14 protein-coding genes are annotated in these 18,105 nt (G+C 65.0%); 3 read left to right on the top strand and 11 right to left on the bottom strand.

Features of this window, described 5'->3' with window-relative positions; genetic code table 11:
- Window positions 1–11 precede the first annotated feature (11 nt).
- The 11 genes from lpdA to RAD15_RS38460 form a co-directional block, all read right to left on the bottom strand.
- Window positions 12–1,412, bottom strand: a complete 1,401-nt coding sequence (lpdA, locus tag RAD15_RS38510; RefSeq protein ID WP_458183924.1) for a dihydrolipoyl dehydrogenase — start codon at window positions 1,410–1,412, stop codon at window positions 12–14.
- Between the two features lie 56 nt (window positions 1,413–1,468).
- Window positions 1,469–2,230, bottom strand: a complete 762-nt coding sequence (locus RAD15_RS38505; protein ID WP_458183923.1) for an SDR family oxidoreductase — start codon at window positions 2,228–2,230, stop codon at window positions 1,469–1,471.
- Window positions 2,231–2,282: 52 nt separating this feature from the next.
- Window positions 2,283–3,515 (bottom strand): 2-oxoglutarate dehydrogenase complex dihydrolipoyllysine-residue succinyltransferase, encoded by a 1,233-nt coding sequence (odhB, locus tag RAD15_RS38500; protein ID WP_458183922.1) that lies wholly within the window; start codon window positions 3,513–3,515, stop codon window positions 2,283–2,285.
- 172 nt (window positions 3,516–3,687) lie between these two features.
- Window positions 3,688–6,657 (bottom strand): 2-oxoglutarate dehydrogenase E1 component, encoded by a 2,970-nt coding sequence (locus tag RAD15_RS38495; protein WP_458183921.1) that lies wholly within the window; start codon window positions 6,655–6,657, stop codon window positions 3,688–3,690.
- A gap of 137 nt (window positions 6,658–6,794) precedes the next feature.
- Window positions 6,795–7,679, bottom strand: a complete 885-nt coding sequence (gene sucD / locus RAD15_RS38490; RefSeq protein WP_458183920.1) for a succinate--CoA ligase subunit alpha — start codon at window positions 7,677–7,679, stop codon at window positions 6,795–6,797.
- Between the two features lie 36 nt (window positions 7,680–7,715).
- Window positions 7,716–8,195 (bottom strand): DUF1579 family protein, encoded by a 480-nt coding sequence (locus RAD15_RS38485; RefSeq protein WP_458183919.1) that lies wholly within the window; start codon window positions 8,193–8,195, stop codon window positions 7,716–7,718.
- A 4-nt stretch (window positions 8,196–8,199) separates the two neighbouring features.
- Window positions 8,200–9,396 (bottom strand): ADP-forming succinate--CoA ligase subunit beta, encoded by a 1,197-nt coding sequence (gene sucC, locus RAD15_RS38480; RefSeq protein ID WP_458183918.1) that lies wholly within the window; start codon window positions 9,394–9,396, stop codon window positions 8,200–8,202.
- Window positions 9,397–9,618: 222 nt separating this feature from the next.
- Window positions 9,619–10,587, bottom strand: a complete 969-nt coding sequence (gene mdh, locus RAD15_RS38475) for a malate dehydrogenase (RefSeq protein ID WP_094972741.1) — start codon at window positions 10,585–10,587, stop codon at window positions 9,619–9,621.
- A 182-nt stretch (window positions 10,588–10,769) separates the two neighbouring features.
- On the bottom strand, window positions 10,770–11,957 hold the full coding sequence (zapE, locus tag RAD15_RS38470; RefSeq protein WP_458183917.1) for a cell division protein ZapE: 1,188 nt from the start codon (window positions 11,955–11,957) through the stop codon (window positions 10,770–10,772).
- Between the two features lie 185 nt (window positions 11,958–12,142).
- Window positions 12,143–12,679 (bottom strand): RNA 2',3'-cyclic phosphodiesterase, encoded by a 537-nt coding sequence (thpR, locus tag RAD15_RS38465; RefSeq protein WP_458183916.1) that lies wholly within the window; start codon window positions 12,677–12,679, stop codon window positions 12,143–12,145.
- Window positions 12,680–12,853: 174 nt separating this feature from the next.
- Entirely contained in the window at window positions 12,854–13,489 is a 636-nt protein-coding gene (locus tag RAD15_RS38460; RefSeq protein WP_458183968.1) for an arylesterase, read from the bottom strand.
- Window positions 13,490–13,544: 55 nt separating this feature from the next.
- Here RAD15_RS38460 and RAD15_RS38455 point away from each other — a divergent pair, with 55 nt between their 5' ends.
- The 3 genes from RAD15_RS38455 to RAD15_RS38445 all read left to right on the top strand — a co-directional run bounded on the left by RAD15_RS38455 (window position 13,545) and on the right by RAD15_RS38445 (window position 17,907).
- Complete coding sequence (locus RAD15_RS38455) at window positions 13,545–14,267, top strand: ABC transporter ATP-binding protein (protein ID WP_458183915.1); 723 nt, start codon at window positions 13,545–13,547, stop codon at window positions 14,265–14,267.
- Window positions 14,264–16,834, top strand: coding sequence for an ABC transporter permease (locus RAD15_RS38450; RefSeq protein ID WP_458183914.1), 2,571 nt, complete (start codon window positions 14,264–14,266; stop codon window positions 16,832–16,834). Before RAD15_RS38455 ends, RAD15_RS38450 begins: the two co-directional genes overlap by 4 nt.
- Window positions 16,835–17,115: 281 nt before the next feature.
- Window positions 17,116–17,907 carry a Bax inhibitor-1/YccA family protein gene (locus tag RAD15_RS38445; protein WP_026312126.1) on the top strand — a complete coding sequence of 264 codons (792 nt, stop codon included), beginning with the start codon at window positions 17,116–17,118 and terminating at the stop codon, window positions 17,905–17,907.
- Window positions 17,908–18,105: the final 198 nt, after the last annotated feature.

Genomic DNA, 18,105 nt, shown 5'->3' with positions numbered 1-18,105 from the left:
TAGGCGCGAACCTACATATGGATGGCCCGCTTGCCGACTGCAAGCGCGGCTTCCTTGACCGCCTCCGAGCGGGTCGGATGGGCGTGGCAGGTGCGGGCGAGATCTTCCGCACTGCCGCCAAATTCCATCAGAACGCACGCTTCATGGATCATTTCGCCGGCCTCAATGCCGATAATGTGCACGCCGAGCACGCGATCGGTCTTCGCATCTGCGAGAATCTTCACAAAGCCGTCAGTGGTCTGGTTGACCTTGGAGCGGCCATTGGCGGTAAAGGGAAACTTCCCGACGGTATAAGCCACGCCCGCCTGCTTCAGTTCTTCCTCGGTCTTGCCGACGCAGGACACTTCCGGGGTGGTATACACGACGCCTGGGATAACGTCGTAATTCACATGGCCGGCCTGGCCGGCGATGATCTCCGCGACCGCAACGCCTTCGTCCTCGGCCTTGTGCGCGAGCATCGGGCCGGCGACGACATCGCCGATGGCATAGACGCCCTTCAGGCTGGTGGCGAAATGCGGATCGATCTGCACGCGACCGCGGGGGTCGAGCGCGACGCCGGCTTCCTTCAGGCCGAGCGCGTCGGTGTAGGGCACGCGGCCGATGCAGACCAGCACGACGTCGGCTTCGAGCGACTCAGCGGCGCCGCCGGCTGCGGGCTCGATCGTCGCCTTCAGCGTCTTGCCTGACGTGTCGACGCCGGTGACCTTGGCGCCGAGCTTGAAGGCAAAGCCCTGCTTTTCCAGGATGCGCTGGAATTGCTTGGCGATCTCGCCGTCCATGCCGGGCAGGATGCGATCCAGGAATTCGACGACGACGACTTCAGCGCCGAGTCGCTTCCACACCGAGCCGAGCTCGAGGCCGATCACGCCGGCGCCGACGATGAGCAGCTTGCCGGGCACCTTGTCCAGCGACAGCGCGCCGGTGGACGAGACGATGCGCTTCTCGTCGATCTCGATGCCCTTGAGACGCGCGATGTCCGAGCCGGTGGCGATCACGATGTTCCTGGTCTCGACGACCTGCGACTTGCCGTCGGCGGAGACTTCCACCTTGCCGGTGCCCAGGATCTTGCCGGTGCCCTTGAGCACGTCGATCTTGTTCTTCTTCATCAGGAACTCGACGCCCTTCACGTTGCCGTCGATGCCCTGCTGCTTGAAGTTCATCATCGCCGGCAATTCGAGCTTCGGCGCGGAAACGCTGACGCCCATCTTGGCGAAGGAATGCCCGGCTTCCTCGAACATTTCGGAGGCGTGCAGCAGCGCCTTCGACGGCATGCAGCCGACATTGAGGCAGGTGCCGCCGAGGGTTGCGTTCTTTTCGACCACGGCGACTTTCATGCCGAGCTGGCTGGCGCGCACCGCGCAGACATAACCGCCCGGTCCGGTGCCGATGACGACGAGATCGTAGGTAGCCATGAGAGGAAGTCCCGTGAGTTTAGCGTGATGAGGATGTGTCAGCGTCCGCCGGTGCGTCAGCGTCCGCCGGACACATCGAGAATGGCTGAGGTGACGTAGGAGGCCTCGTCCGACATCAGCCAGACGATGGCGTTGGCGATTTCGTCGGCGGTGCCGACGCGCTTCATCGGCACCATATGGGCCAGACGATGGGCGCGGTCAGGCTCGCCGCCGGCGGCGTGGATTTCGGTGTCGATCAGGCCGGGACGGATCGCGGCGACGCGGATGCCTTCGCCCGCGACCTCGTGGCCGAGGCCGACGGTGAAGGAATCGACCGCGCCCTTCGACGCGGCGTAGTCGACATAAGTGTTGGGTGCGCCGAGCCGGGCTGCGACCGACGACAGGTTGACGATGACGCCGCCCTTGCCGCCATGCTTGGTCGACATCCGCTTGACCGCTTCGCGCGCGCAGAGGATGGAGCCGGTGACGTTGACCGCCATCACGCGCTGGATGCGCTCGGCCGACATCTCGTCGACCCGCACGCCGCTCTTGCCGACGATGCCGCCGTTGTTGACGAGAGCACCGAGCGTGCCGAACTTGTCGGCTTCCCTGAACAGCGCGAGGATGTCGCTTTCCTCGGCCACGTCGCATTTCACCGCGATGGCCTTGCCGTTGCTGGCCTCGATCTCGGAGACCACCTCGTCGGCGGCCTGCTTGTTGCTGGCATAGCCGACCACGACGCGGAAGCCGCGCGCGGCCGCCGCAATCGCGGTCGCCCGCCCGATACCGCGGCTGCCGCCGGTGATGACAACGACTTTATCCGTCACGCGCGCCTCCATGGTTCGACACGCGCCGTCGCGATGGGCGACGGCGCTCGCAGAGCATCAGGGATCAGAGATCGAGCACCAGGCGAGCCGGATCTTCCAGGCTTTCCTTGACGCGAACCAGGAAGGTGACGGCTTCCTTGCCGTCGATCACGCGGTGATCGTAGGACAGCGCTAGATACATCATCGGGCGGACCTCGATCTTGCCGCCGACGACCATCGGACGCTCCTGGATCTTGTGCATGCCGAGGATGCCCGACTGCGGCGCGTTCAGGATCGGGGTCGACATCAGCGAGCCGTAGATGCCGCCGTTGGTGATGGTGAAGGTGCCGCCCTGCATCTCGTCGATCTTGAGCTGGCCGTCACGGGCGCGGCGGCCGAAATCGGCGATGCCCTTCTCGATGTCGGCGATCGACTTGTGATCGCAGTCGCGCACCACGGGCACGACGAGGCCCTTGTCGGTGCCGACGGCGACGCCGATGTGATAGTAGTTCTTGTAGATCAGGTCGGTGCCGTCGATCTCGGCGTTGACGGCCGGGATGTCCTTCAGCGCCTGCACGACGGCCTTGGTGAAGAAGCCCATGAAGCCGAGCTTGCTGCCATGCTTCTTCTCGAACGCATCCTTGTAGTGGGCACGCAGCGCCATCACGTTGGTCATGTCGACCTCGTTGAAGGTCGTCAGCATGGCCGCGGTGTTCTGCACGTCCTTGAGGCGGCGCGCGATGGTCTGGCGCAGGCGGGTCATCTTGACGCGCTCTTCGCGGGCGGCGTCATCGGCTGGCGACGGTGCGCGCACCTGAACGGCGGCGGCGGGCTGGTTGACCGGGGTCGGCGCGGAGGCCGCACGCTCGATCGCGGCGAGCATGTCGCCCTTGGTGACGCGGCCGTCCTTGCCGGAGCCCGGAACGGTCGAGGCATCGACGCCGGTCTCGGCGGAGAGCTTGCGCACGGACGGGGCGAGCGGCGCGTCGGCCGGCGGCGCCTTCGCGGCCGGAGCCGGTGCGGCAGCAGCGGGCGCGGCAGCGGCAGGCTTGACGGGCGCAGCGGCGGGCTTTGCCGCACCGGCACCGTCAGTGATCTGGCCGAGCAGCGCACCGACCGCAACCGTCGCACCGTCAGCAGCGATGATCTCGCTCAGCGTGCCGGCGGAGGGCGCGGGGACTTCGATGGTGACCTTGTCGGTCTCGAGCTCCACCAAGGGCTCGTCGACGGCGACGGGATCGCCGGCCTTCTTGAACCAGCGGCCGATGGTGGCCTCGGTGACGGATTCGCCGAGCGTCGGCACACGAATTTCAGTCATGGTCTTTTCCTTAAGGAGATCGCCGGTGCGGTCGTGAATTCAGGTGTCATCGGCCTGCGAAATGCAGGCCATCCAGCGAGCCGGGACGTTCGCATTCGCGTCACGGTTACTGGATGCCCCGCTCCGGTGCGCTGGTTGCGCACAAGGCGGGGCATGACGCAGTTCAAAAAATTCAGCTCAGTGCTTCGTCCAGGAACGCCTTCAGCTGCGCCTGATGCTTGGACATCAGACCCGTGGCGGTCGCGGCGGAGGCGGCGCGGCCGACATAACGCGGACGCCGGCTCACACCGTTCACCTGGTTCAGCACCCATTCCAGATAGGGCTCGATGAAGTGCCAGGCACCCATGTTGCGGGGCTCTTCCTGGCACCACACCACTTCGGCCTTCTTGAAGCGCGACAACTCGGCCACCAGCGCCTTCAGCGGCACCGGATAGAGCTGCTCGACGCGCATCAGGTAGATGTCGTCGATGCCGCGCTTCTCGCGCTCCTCGTAGAGGTCGTAATAGACCTTGCCGGAGCACAGCACGATGCGGCGGATCTTCTCGTCGGGGACGAGCTTGACCGCCTCGTTCGGCAGCATCTGGGCGTCATCATAGAGGATGCGGTGGAAGGTCGTTCCCTTCGCAAGCTCCTCGAGACGCGACACCGCCCGCTTGTGGCGCAGCAGCGACTTCGGCGTCATCATGATCAGCGGCTTGCGGATCTCGCGATGAAGCTGGCGGCGCAGCGCGTGGAAGTAGTTCGCCGGCGTGGTCGGGTAGACCACCTGCATGTTGTCTTCGGCGCACATCTGCAGGTAACGCTCCAGACGCGCCGAGGAGTGCTCCGGTCCCTGGCCCTCATAGCCGTGCGGCAGCAGGCAGATGAGGCCGGACATGCGCAGCCATTTGCGCTCGCCCGAGGAGATGAACTGGTCGAACACGACCTGCGCGCCGTTGGCGAAGTCGCCGAACTGGGCTTCCCAGAGGGTCAGCGTGTTCGGCTCGGCGAGGGAATAGCCGTATTCGAAGCCGAGCACCGCTTCTTCCGACAGCAGCGAGTTGATGACCTCGTAATGGCCCTGCTCGTTGCCGAGATGGTTGTACGGCGTGTAACGGCTCTCGTCTTCCTGGTCGATCAGGACCGAGTGACGCTGCGAGAAGGTGCCGCGCTCCGAATCCTGTCCGGACAGGCGGACGTGGTGGTTTTCCTGCAGCAGCGTGCAGAACGCCAGCGCTTCGCCGGTCGCCCAGTCGATGCCGGCGCCGGTGTCGATCGCCTTGGCGCGGTTGTCGAGGAAGCGCTGGATGGTGCGGTGAACGCGGAAACCATCCGGCACCTTGGTGATCTTGCGGCCGATGTCCTTGAGGATGGGCAGGTCGACGCCGGTGACGCCGCGCCGCGCATCCTCTTCCTGATCGGCGATCTTGAAGCCGGACCACTTGCCGTCGAGCCAGTCGGCCTTGTTCGGCTTGTAGGAGGTGCCGGCTTCGAACTCGGCGTCGAGCCGCGCGCGCCAGTCGGCCTTCAGCTTGTCGACTTCACCCTCGGTGACCACGCCTTCGGCGATCAGGCGCCTGGAGTAGAGGGTGAGGGTCGAGGCATGGGCCGCGATCCGCTTGTACATCACCGGCTGAGTGAATGCCGGCTCGTCGCCCTCATTGTGGCCGTAGCGGCGATAGCACCACATGTCGATGACGACGGGCTTGTGGAACTTCTGCCGGAATTCGATCGCGACCTTGGCCGCGAACACCACGGCTTCCGGATCGTCGCCGTTCACGTGGAAGATCGGCGCGTCGATCATCTTCGCCACGTCCGACGGATAGGGCGAGGAGCGCGAGTAGCGCGGATAGGTGGTGAAGCCGATCTGGTTGTTGACGATGAAGTGGACGGAGCCGCCGGTGCGGTAGCCCTTCAGGTCGGACAGGCCGAAACATTCGGCGACCACGCCCTGGCCGGCGAATGCCGCGTCGCCGTGCATCAGGAGCGGCAGCACCGAGATGCGCATATCCGGCGGATCGCCGTGCTGGTCCTGCTTGGCGCGAACCTTGCCGAGCACGACGGGATCGACGATCTCGAGATGCGAGGGGTTGGCGGTCAGCGACAGATGGATGCGGTTGCCGTCGAACTCGCGGTCCGAGGAGGCGCCGAGGTGATATTTGACGTCGCCGGAGCCTTCGACCGCGTCGGGGTTGGCCGAGCCGCCCTTGAATTCGTGGAACAGGGCGCGGTGCGCCTTGCCCATCACCTGGGTCAGCACGTTGAGGCGGCCGCGGTGCGGCATGCCCAGCACGATCTCCTTCACGCCGAGATTGCCGCCACGCTTGATGATCTGCTCGAGCGCGGGGATCAGCGATTCACCGCCGTCCAGACCGAAGCGCTTGGTGCCGGTGAACTTGGTGTCGCAGAATTTTTCGAAGCCTTCGGTCTCGACCAGCTTCATCAGGATGGCGCGACGCCCTTCGCGGGTGAACGAGATCTCCTTATCCGGACCCTCGATGCGCTCCTGGATCCAGGCCTTCTGCGCGGCATTGCTGATATGCATGAACTCGACGCCGAGCGTCTGGCAGTAGGTGCGCTCGCAGATCGCGGTGATCTCGCGCAAGGTGCCGTATTCGAGGCCGAGCACGTGATCGAGGAAGATCTTGCGGTCGAAATCGGCTTCGGTGAAGCCGTAGGTGCGGGGATCGAGCTCTTCACGGTTGCGCTGGGCTTCGATGCCGAGCGGATCGAGCTTGGCATGGAAGTGACCGCGCATGCGGTAGGAGCGGATCAGCATCAGGGCGCGGACGGAGTCGCGCGTCGCCTGGAGCAGATCGGCGGAGGAGAGACCGGCGCCCTTGTCACCCCCCTTGGCCTGCGCTTTGGCGGCGATCTTGGCACCGACCGCCTTCTCGACCTCGGCCCAGTTGCCGTCGAGGGCGGAGGTCAGGTCATCCTGCGGTGTCAGCGGCCAGTTGGCGCGCTCCCAGGACGGACCCTCGGCGTTCTTGCTGATGTCACCGGGGTGGTCGTTGAGGCTCTTGAAGAACTCCTGCCACTCGGCGTCGACCGAGGACGGGTCCTTCTCGTAGCGGGCGTAGATTTCGTCGATGTAGGTGGCGTTGGTGCCCTGCAAAAAGGATGAGAGGGCAAAGGCTGCGTTCGCGTCCTGGCGAGACATACTTGAGTTCCTGGCGATTTCGGTTCGCGCATAACAAACGGCGCTGGCGCTGAGCTCCCCGGCAGAGGCTCAGCGCGACAGGCACCATTTATCCTATTTGCTGCGAAACTTCGCCCGGAAAAGCACGAAGAAGTGAATTAGCCCTTCAACTTTTCGGCAAGCGTATGGCCGAGCCGCGCGGGCGACGGGGACACTGTAATCCCTGCCGATTTCATCGCCTCGGTCTTGGAACCGGCATCGCCCTTGCCGCCCGAGATGATCGCGCCGGCATGACCCATGCGGCGGCCGGGAGGTGCGGTAACACCGGCGATGAAGCCGACCATCGGCTTCTTGCGGCCGCGCTTGGCCTCGTCCTTGAGGAACTGGGCGGCATCCTCCTCGGCGGAACCGCCGATCTCGCCGATCATGATGATCGATTCGGTCTTGGGGTCGCCGAGCAGCATTTCCAGGACGTCGATGAACTCGGTTCCCTTGACCGGGTCGCCGCCGATGCCGACCGCGGTGGTCTGGCCGAGGCCTTCCTGGGAGGTCTGGAACACGGCTTCGTAGGTGAGCGTGCCGGAGCGGGAGACGATGCCGACCGAGCCGGTCTTGAAGATGTTGGCGGGCATGATGCCGATCTTGCACTCGCCGGCGGTCATGACGCCCGGGCAGTTCGGCCCGATCAGGCGCGACTTGGAACCGGCCAGCGAACGCTTCACGCGCACCATGTCGATAACAGGAATGCCTTCGGTGATGCAGACGATCAACGGGATCTCGGCGTCGATGGCTTCGCAGATCGCATCCGCCGCGCCCGGCGGCGGCACGTAGATCACCGACGCGTCGGCGCCGGTCTTCTCACGCGCATCGCGCACGGTGTCGAACACCGGCAGGCCCAGATGCGTCGCGCCGCCTTTGCCCGGCGAGGTGCCGCCGACCATCTTGGTGCCATAGGCAATCGCGGCTTCGGAGTGGAAGGTGCCGTTCTTGCCGGTGAAGCCCTGGCAGATGACCTTGGTGTTCTTGTCGATGAGGATGGACATGAGGTCTGCTTTCGCGAAACTAACAGAGTGAGAGGGTCAGTGGATGCGGCGGTAGACGCCGGTGAGCACGTCGGCCCAGCCTTCCGCGTCCGGCGAGAACTGGATCTTCAACGAGTAGGAATTGTCGTCGATGATCTCGTAGACGTGGCGCGCATTGCCGCGGAGCGAGCCGCGCACCAGCGTCAGGGTCTTGCCGACCCACCCGCCGGAAGCGGGCGAGGGCGGCGTGTAGCCGAGCGAGTCGTACCAGAACAATTTGTAGGTCCGGTCGTCGCGGTCGAAGGTGAAGAGGCCGTGGGTGGCAAAACTCTGCTTGCCGTCGCGCATCTGGACCGCGTCCTGGATCAGGTAGAATCCGTTGAGGTCCATGCGCGCGACGGTTCGCGAGGTGGCCGGCCCGCCCGCCGTCCAGCGCGACGGGAAGACCACCTCTTCGCCATCCCATTCGCCGGCGAACGCGGCAAGGCGCGCGTGCTCGGGGAGCGGAGATGATGCGGCGAGATGGTCCTGGGTCATGGCCTTAGCCTCCCTTGACGGCCTTCACGATCTTCTGCGCGGCGTCGTCGAGATTGTCGGCCGGCACCACGTTCAGTCCGGATTCCCGAATGATCTTCTTGCCGAGCTCGACATTGGTGCCCTCGAGGCGGACCACCAGCGGCACGCTGAGGCCGACTTCACGAACCGCAGCCGTGACGCCCTCGGCGATCACGTCGCACTTCATGATGCCGCCGAAGATGTTGACCAGGATGCCCTTCACGTTGGGATCGGCGGTGATGATCTTGAACGCGGCCGCGACCTTCTCCTTGCTGGCGCTGCCGCCGACGTCGAGGAAGTTCGCCGGCGCCATGCCGTAGAGCTTGATGATATCCATCGTCGCCATGGCGAGACCGGCGCCGTTGACCATGCAGCCGATGTTGCCGTCGAGGGTGACGTAGTTGAGGTCGTACTTGGACGCCTCGATTTCCTTGGCGTCTTCCTCGGTCTCGTCGCGCAGCGCGAGCACCTCGGGATGACGGAACAGCGCGTTGTCGTCGAACGACACCTTGGCGTCGAGCACGCGGAGCTGGCCCTGCTTGGTCACGACCAGCGGGTTGATCTCCAGCATCGACATGTCCTTGGCGACGAAGGCCGCGTAGAGCTGTGCGGTGAGCTTCTCGGCCTGCTTGGCGAGATCGCCGGACAGCTTCAGCGCGTTGGCAACGGTGCGGCCGTGATGGCCCATGATGCCGGTCGCGGGATCGACCGAGAAGGTCACGATCTTCTCGGGCGTGTTGTGCGCGACGTCCTCGATGTTGACGCCGCCCTCGGTCGAGACGACGAAGGAGACGCGCGAGGTTTCGCGGTCGACCAGCAGCGAAAGGTAGAACTCCTTGTCGATGTCGGAGCCGTCCTCGATGTAGAGGCGGTTGACCTGCTTGCCGGCGGGACCGGTCTGGATCGTCACGAGGGTGGCGCCGAGCATCTGCTTGGCGAACTCGGTGACCTCGGCGGCCGACTTGGCGATGCGCACGCCGCCCTTGTCGCCGGCAGAGGCTTCCTTGAACTTGCCCTTGCCGCGGCCACCGGCATGGATCTGGCTCTTCACCACATAGACCGGCCCCGGCAGCGCCTTGGCGGCGGCTTCCGCGTCGGAGGGCTTCAGGACGGGCACGCCCTTGGAGATCGCTACGCCGAACTCGCTGAGCAGCGCTTTGGCCTGATATTCATGAATATTCATATGGTCGCTCCCTGAACCCGCGGGCGGTGACCTCAAGGGCCCACCTCAGTCTTGTGGCTGGCATACCATATACCACAGGAACTGCAACCCGGATTCTTTGACTTCGAGATCTCTGGACTGCTGAAACCGGACCCCACCAGCCTTTAACAAGACTTGCAGCCGGGCCCCGGAAGTGAAACCGCCGAAGACCGGTTTCCAGTCTTCGGCGGGAATTGCTGGCGCTTAGCGGCCGAGAAGATCGGGGGCGATCTTCTTGCAGGCGTCGACCAGGCCCTGTACGGCGCCGACCGACTTGTCGAAGGCCTCGCGGTCCTTGCCGGCGAGCTCGATCTCGACGACGCGCTCGACGCCCTTGGAGCCGATCACGACGGGCACGCCGACATACATGTCCTTCACGCCGTATTCGCCGTTCAGGTAGGCGGCCGAGGGCAGCACGCGCTTCTTGTCACGCAGATAGCTCTCGGCCATCGCGATCGCGGACGCCGCCGGGGCGTAGAACGCCGAGCCGGTCTTGAGCAGGTTGACGATCTCGGCGCCGCCGTTGCGGGTGCGGTCGACGATCTCGTCGAGGCGCGCCTGCGAGGTCCAGCCCATCTTGACGAGGTCGGGCAGCGGGATGCCGGCAACGGTGGAGTACTTCACCAGCGGCACCATGGTGTCGCCATGGCCGCCGAGCACGAAGGCGGTGACGTCCTCAACGGAGACGTTGAATTCGTCGGCCAGGAAGTAGCGGAAGCGCGACGAATCCAGCACGCCGGCCATGCCGACGACCTTCTTGTGCGGCAGACCGGAAGCCTTCTGCAGCGCCCAGACCATCGCGTCGAGCGGGTTGGTGATGCAGATGACGAAGGCGTCGGGGGCGTACTTCTTGATGCCGGCGCCGACCTGCTCCATGACCTTGAGGTTGATGGAGAGGAGGTCGTCGCGGCTCATGCCGGGCTTGCGCGGCACGCCGGCGGTGACGATGCAGACCTTGGCGTTGTCGAGTGCTTCGTAGGAGTTGGCGCCGGTGTAATGCGCGTCAAAACCGTCGACCGGCGAGGACTGCGCGATGTCGAGCGCCTTGCCCTGGGGCACGCCCTCGGCGATGTCGAACATCACGACGTCGCCCAGTTCTTTCAGGCCGATGAGGTGAGCCAGCGTTCCGCCGATCTGACCGGAGCCAATCAAAGCAATCTTGTCGCGCGCCATGTGAGCCTGTCCTTTAGACACGTAAGGAGGGAAAACTGAGACGGGTGGTTATCCCTTTCGCCTCCCCCGTTCAAGTCGCCGGTTGCCCAATTGTCGGGCTTGCCGCGTATACAAGCGCACAGCCGTCATTACGGGCTCGTCGCGTCGCGACGCCCCGGAATGACAGCGCTGGCAAATAGGACTTAAGTCTCCACCAGGCCCTTGGTGGAGCCGCTGGCGGTGGAATCCTTGCGGCCGTGAGGCAGCGCCAGATAGGATTTCGAGCTCATTTCGATCAGGCGTGAGGCGGTCCGCTTGAACTCGTTGGCCTCGTTGCCCTCGTGGGCAAGGTAGAGCGAAATCGGGTTGGCATCGGCCGAGGCCATCAGTTTCACGGCATTGTCATAGAGCGTGTCGATCAGCGTGATGAAGCGCTTGGCGGCATTGCGCTGGGAGAGGTCCATCACTGGAATATGGTCGACCAGGATGGTGTGATAGTCGTGCGCGAGCCTGAGGTAGTCGGATGCACCGAGCGGCTTCTCGCAGAGATCGGCGAACGAGAACCGCGCCACGCCATGGGCCGAGCAAGGCACGTGCAGGATGCGGCCCTTGATCGAAATATCGCGCGACCTGCATTTGGCGCCGCCGGACATTTTCGACCAGGCGCGGTCAAGCGCGGCGTCGGCATCGCCGTCCGCCGGCGTCAGCCACATCGGCACGCCCTGAAGTTTTTCCAGCCGGAAGTCGGTGCGCGCATCGAGCCGCGCGACGTCCATGTGGTCGGTGATCTGCTTGATGAAGGGCAGGAACAGCGACCGGTTCAGGCCGCCCTTGTAGAGATCGTCGGGCGCGACGTTGGAGGTCGCGACCACGACGGTGCCGAGCTCGAACAATTTAGCGAACAGACGCCCCAGGATCATCGCGTCCGCGATGTCGGTGACGTGGAATTCGTCGAAGCAGAGCAGCCAGCTCTCCTCGAAGATCGCGTTCGCGGTGAGCGCGATGACGTCGCCGTCGGCGATCTCGCCGCGCGCGATGCTCTGGCGGTAGTCATAGATGCGCTCATGCGCGTCCGCCATGAATTCGTGGAAATGCGCGCGCCGCTTGTGCTCGACGGAAGAGTGCTGGAAGAACAGATCCATCAGCATGGTCTTGCCGCGGCCGACCTCGCCATGGATGTAGAGCCCGCGCGGCGCATCGTCCTTGTCGCCGCCGCTGAACAGGCGGCTGAGCAGGCCCTGCTTGCGCTGCGGCTTGTAGTTCGCCAGCCGCAGATCCAGCGCGGCATAGGCTTCGGCAACTTCGGCTTGCGCGGCATCGGGCTCGATCGCGCCGGAGGCGACCTCGGCCTGATACGCTTCGCCGAACGGGGAACTGGGGGTCGAGAGCATGGCTCCTTACCGCCAGAGATGGGCGGAAATTGCAAGCCGTGAATTGGTGGACGGGGTATGCGGTTTCGTGTCCCGGACGCGCTGCCGCACGCAGTGACGCTGCGCAGAGCCGGGACCCACTATTTCGTACATCGCCATCGCGGAACGCTGGGCCCCGGCTCTGCGGCCGGGGCACGAGAGTTGCGCTACTCACACAGCTCGTAGGCATCCTCGACGATGTACGGGCCACCGCCCGTGGACGCCCGCGACGAGAACAAGACAAAACGCTCGGCCATGAATGCCTTGCTCGGGAAGTAGCCGCGCAGCGAGAGATAGTCGGCGACGTCGCGGTCGGAGGCGTCGTGCAGACGGGCGAGCGTGACGTGCGGGATGAACTTGCGTCCCTCCGGATCGAGACCGATCCGCTGCATCATCCGCTCGAGCTCGGCCTGCAATTCCATCAGCGGCTTGCTCGGTGCGATCGTCGCGACGACTGCCCTCGGTTTGCGGCCGCCAAAACTCGTCAGCCCCTGCACCTTGACCTCGAACGGCTTGCGGTCGACGCGAAACAGCATCGAGGCGATCTCGTTGGCGTACAGGCCGTCGATATCGCCGATGAAGCGCAGGGTGACGTGATAATTTTCGGGATCGATCCAGCGGGCGCCTGGAAGGCCACCTCGCAAATTGGAAAGCGTCTGGCAGACCTCGGTCGGGATTTCCAGACCAGTGAACAAACGCGGCATCGTTCAGCACTCCCGATGCTTGGGCATGATCCCAGAGAGAGACCATATCCAAATTTTAGAGCCGGCGACGAATCATCTGTACTCTAATTCCTATCGCAGTTGTGTGACTCTGCGAAGCATCGCGCGCCCCACCCCGGGAAAACCCTGGGAATTACGGCTGGCGCTGCCTGCTTTTCAACGCCGTTGCTCAGCGATCGTGCCAATGAATGCCTCCACCGTGGGCATGATCTTGCCGACGATGATGTCGACGCCTTTCGCGGTCGGATGAATGCCGTCGGCCTGGTTGAGCTTGGCGTCGGCCGCAACTCCGTCGAGAAAGAACGGATAGAGCGGCACGTCGAATTTTTTCGCCAGATCCGGATAAATCGAATCGAAGCGCGCGGCGTAGTCGGCGCCGTAGTTCGGCGGCGCCAGCATGCCGCACAGCATCACCGCGATCTTGCGAGCCTTGAGGCGCTGGACGATGTCGGTCAGCGCAGCGCGCGTCAGGCCGGGGTCGATGCCGCGCAGCGCGTCGTTGGCGCCGAGCTCGATGATCACGCCGTCGGTTCCGTCGGACACCGACCAGTCGAGCCGGTCGCGGCCGCCGGAGGCGGTGTCGCCGGATACCCCGGCATTGGTCATGTCGACATCTATACCTTTGTCCTGCAAGGCTTTTTTGAGTTTTTGGGGGAATGCCTCCTGGGCCGGGAGGCCGAGGCCGGCGCTCAGGGAATCGCCGAGGACGACAAGCTTGACCGGTTTTGTCGCGCCCGCCCGGGCCGGGTTCGCCATTGTCATGAAGGCGAGCATCAACACGGCTATGTGCATGAACAATCCGTAACGCCTCTCGACCGCGCGTGCGGAGTTGCCATATGACCGGACCATGGACACTCGCATCGATCCCTCTTCACTCGCCGGCACCTCGCCGGACACCATCGCCATCTCCAACGTCAATCTCTCATTGGGTACGGGGGCTGCACGCGTTCACATCCTCAAGGATATCAGCTTGCGGGTGGCCTCGGGCGAGACCATTGGCCTGATCGGCCCGTCAGGCTCGGGCAAATCCACGCTGCTGATGGTGATGGCGGGGCTGGAGCGTCCTGATAGCGGAGAGGTGGTGGTATCAGGCACACCTTTCAATGCCCTCGATGAGGACGCGCTCGCCCGCTTCCGCGGCCGCCAGGTCGGCATCGTCTTCCAGTCCTTTCATCTGATCCCGACCATGACGGCGCTGGAGAACGTCGCCGTGCCGCTGGAGCTCGCCGGCAACCCCGATGCCGCCAGGCGCGCGGCGCAGGAGCTGCAATCGGTCGGGCTCGGCGATCGCCTGCATCATTATCCGACGCAACTGTCCGGCGGCGAGCAGCAGCGCGTGGCGCTCGCCCGCGCGCTGGCGCCCGATCCCGCCATCCTCGTCGCCGACGAGCCGACCGGCAATCTCGATGAAGCCACCGGCAAGCAGATCGTCGATCTCCTGTTCAGCAAGCATGCCGAGCGCGGCATGACGCTGGTGCTGGTGACGCATGATTCCTCGCTTGCGCATCGCTGCGATCGCGTGATCCGCCTGCGCTCCGGGCGCATCGACACGCAGTCCGCACCGGCATGAGCGCCCCGGCCGAACCGTTTGCGAAGCCGGGCGGCGTCGCGCTGTCGCTGCGCTACGCGCTGCGCGAATTGCGCGGGGGCTTGCGCGGCTTCTACGTCTTCATCGCCTGCATCGCGCTCGGCGTCATGGCGATTGCCGGCGTCGGCTCGGTGTCGGCGAGTCTCAGCGACGGTCTCGCGCGCGAAGGCCGCACGCTGCTCGGCGGCGACGTCTCCTTCGTGCTGTTCCAGCGCGAGGCCAAGCCGGACGAAGTCGCCTTCCTGCGCTCGCGCGGCACCGTCTCGACCGCCGCGACCCTGCGCGGCATGGCGCGCTCGGCCGATGGCCAGCTCGCACTGGTCGAGATGAAGGCGGTCGACGACACCTATCCGATGCTGGGACAGCTGACGCTGGCGCCACAGCTGCCGATGTCCGACGTCCTTGCAGAACGCGACGGCGCGTTCGGCGCGGCCGCCGATCCGACGCTGCTGGCGCGGCTGTCGCTGAGGACCGGCGACCGCGTCACCATTGGCTCCGCGACCTTCCAGATCCGCTCGACCGTCGAAGCCGAACCCGACAAGCTTGCCGGCGGCATCGGCTTCGGACCGCGCTTCCTGATCAGCGAGGCGGGCCTGCGCGCCACCGGCCTGATCCAGCCCGGCAGCCTGGTGCGCTGGGTCTACCGGGTGAAACTGCCCGATGCCGCCAACGGCGAGCGCGCCACCGAGGCTTTCATCGCGGATGCGCGGAGCGCCGCGCCGCAGGCCGGCTGGGAGATCCGCAGCCGCTCCAATGCCTCGCCGCAGCTCGAGCGCAACATCAGCCGGTTCACGCAATTCCTGACCCTGGTCGGCCTCGCCGCACTGCTGGTCGGCGGCGTCGGCGTTGCCAATGCCGTCAAGAGCCATATCGACCGCCGGCTCGAGGTGATCGCGGCGTTCAAGGCCGTCGGCGCCACCGGGCGCGACGTGTTCGGAATCTATCTCGCGCAGGTCCTGCTGCTCGCGGGCATCGGCTCCGTGATCGGACTTGCGCTCGGCGCGGCGATGCCGTTCGCCATCGTCGGCCTGTTCGGCAAGCTGCTGCCGCTGCCGGTGGTGCCCGCCGTGCATGCCGACGAGCTTGCGCTGTCCTTCGTCTATGGGCTCCTGACGGCCCTCGCCTTCGGCCTGTGGCCGCTCGGGCGCGTGCACGACGTCCCCGTGGCCGCGCTGTTCCGCGACACCATCAGCTCCCAATGGCACCGGCCGCGCTGGAGCTATCTCGTCTTTATGGCCATCGTGATTACCCTGCTCATCGCGGTCGTGATCGGCTTGTCGTTCGACAAGCGCATCGCCGCTGTATTCGTGGCCTCCTCCGTCGTCGTGTTCGCCCTGCTGCGCGGCATCGCCGCCCTGCTGATGACAATCGCGCGCCGGCTGCCGCGGACGCGTCTGCCGATGCTGCGGCTTGCGATCGCCAACATCCACCGGCCGGGCGCGCTGACACCCTCCGTCGTGCTGTCGCTGGGCCTTGGACTCGCCGTGCTCGTCACCATCACCCAGATCGACGGCAATCTGCGCCGGCAGTTCCTCGCAGCCCTGCCGGACCGCGCACCGTCGTTCTTCTTCATCGACATCCCGAGCACACAGGCCGAGCAGTTCGACCTCTATCTCCGGCAGATCGCGCCGGGCGCGACGATCGAGGACGTGCCGATGCTGCGCGGGCGCATCGTCGCCGCGCGCGGGCTGCGCGCCGAGGAGCTCAAGCCCACCACCGATTCGGAGTGGGTGCTGCAAAGCGACCGCGGCCTGACCTATACCGGCGAATTGCCGAAGGGTTCCAAGGTGGTCGAGGGCGAATGGTGGAGCGCCGACTATTCCGGCCCGCCGCTGGTCTCGATGGAGAAGAAGATCGCGGACGGACTTGGCCTCAAGCTCGACGACGAGGTCGTGGTCAACGTGCTGGGCCGCGACATTCCGGCCAGGATCGGCAATCTGCGCACCATCGACTGGCAGGGGATGGGCATCAATTTCGTGCTGGTGTTCTCGCCGAATGCCTTCAAGGGCGCGCCGCATACCCACATCGCGACGCTGACGGAAGCGGGCGGCGATGCGGCCGGCGACGGCAAGATCATCAAGCAGGTCGCGGACGCCTATCCGATGGTGACGAGCGTGCGCGTGCGCGAGGTGATGGAGACGGTCGGATCGGTCGTGACCAATCTGGCGCTGGCGATTCGCGGCGCCAGCGCGGTGACCCTGATCTCGGCGATCCTGGTGCTGGGTGGTGCGCTCGCCGCCGGCCACCGGCACCGGGTCTATGACGCGGTGATCCTGAAGACGCTGGGCGCGACGCGGCTGCGGCTGCTCGGCGCCTATGCACTCGAATACCTGCTGATCGGGCTCGCGACCGCGGTGTTCGGCGTATTCGCGGGCAGCATCGCCGCCTGGATGATCGTGACGCGGCTGATGACGCTGAGTTTCGTCTGGCAGGCCGGCAGCGCGGCCGGTGTGGTCGCGGCCGCTCTCGTCGTCACGGTCGGGCTCGGGCTCGCGGGCACGCTGCTGGCGTTGAACAAAAAGCCCGCGACGGTGTTGCGGAATTTGTGACAAATGGTAGCGGGTCGCCGCAGGAGGGCGGAATCGCACGATTCCCGCGATTAACCACGACCGCTCGTCAGGTTCGCGTCAGGATTGCCGCCAAGGGCGACATTCAGCCGCGCGTGGAAGGTTGCGGCGAATGTGTTAGTTTCCCACATATCCAATGGGTTCGGAGCCCCCGATTGTTAGCCAAAATTTAGTCGGCAGACATCGGTATCCGAGATAGAGTTTGACGAACCGGCGGCATGGCGACCCTCATGCCGGACCGGCCAACCAACGGGAATTCGACCATGTCGGACCTAGACCGTAACTACGCTTCTCCTTTCGGCAGGGCCGCCGGGCGTGTTGACGCCGCGACGGTCGATGCCGGCCTGCGCGCCTACATGCTGCGCATCTACAACTACATGAGCATCGGCCTGGCCATCACCGGCCTTGCCGCGCTCGGTGTCTACATGGCCGCCGTGACCGACGTTCCGACCGCGGACGCCGTCCGCGTCGGCAAGCTGTTCCTGACGCCGTTCGGCTACGCGATGTTCGTCAGCCCCCTGAAGTGGCTGTTCATGCTCGCGCCGCTCGCCATGGTGTTCGTGATCTCGGCGGGCATCAACCGTCTCGCTCCCTCGACCGCCCAGATCCTGTTCTGGGTGTTCTCGGCGCTGATGGGCATCTCGCTGTCGTCGATCTTCCTGGTGTTCACCCACACCTCGATCGTGCGGGTGTTCTTCATCACCGCGGCGACCTTCGGTGCGCTGAGCCTCTACGGCTACACCACCAAGCGTGATCTGACCGGGATGGGCTCGTTCCTGTTCATGGGCCTGATCGGCATCATCATCGCGAGCCTGGTGAACCTGTTCCTGGCCAGCTCGATGCTGCAGTTCATCGTGTCGGTGGTCGGCGTGCTGGTGTTCGCGGGCCTCACCGCCTGGGATACCCAGCGGCTCAAGAACGACTACATCTACGGCTACGCCTCGGCCGGCGGTGACATCGCAGAGCGTGCGGCCATCACCGGCGCGCTGTCGCTGTACCTGAACTTCATCAACCTGTTCACGCTGCTCCTGCAGCTTCTCGGCCAGCGCGACTAAGCGATAGGCCAGAGAGAACGGACACGAGCCCCGGCCGAAAGGCCGGGGTTTTTGTTTGGGGGCCGTGGCCTCTCCTCGTCATATGTGGACGGCCCCTATTGGCAAGCGCTTTTTGAAGTATCGAACGAGTTGGTCTGCTTCGGTCATATGTCCGGCCTGTTGGTGCGGGGTTTATGACCGCTGGCCCTGATGAAATCC

This window comes from Bradyrhizobium sp. 14AA (genome assembly GCF_054185205.1).
The sequence above is the reverse complement of the archived record's forward strand: the minus strand, read 5'-3'. Positions and strand labels throughout refer to the sequence as shown.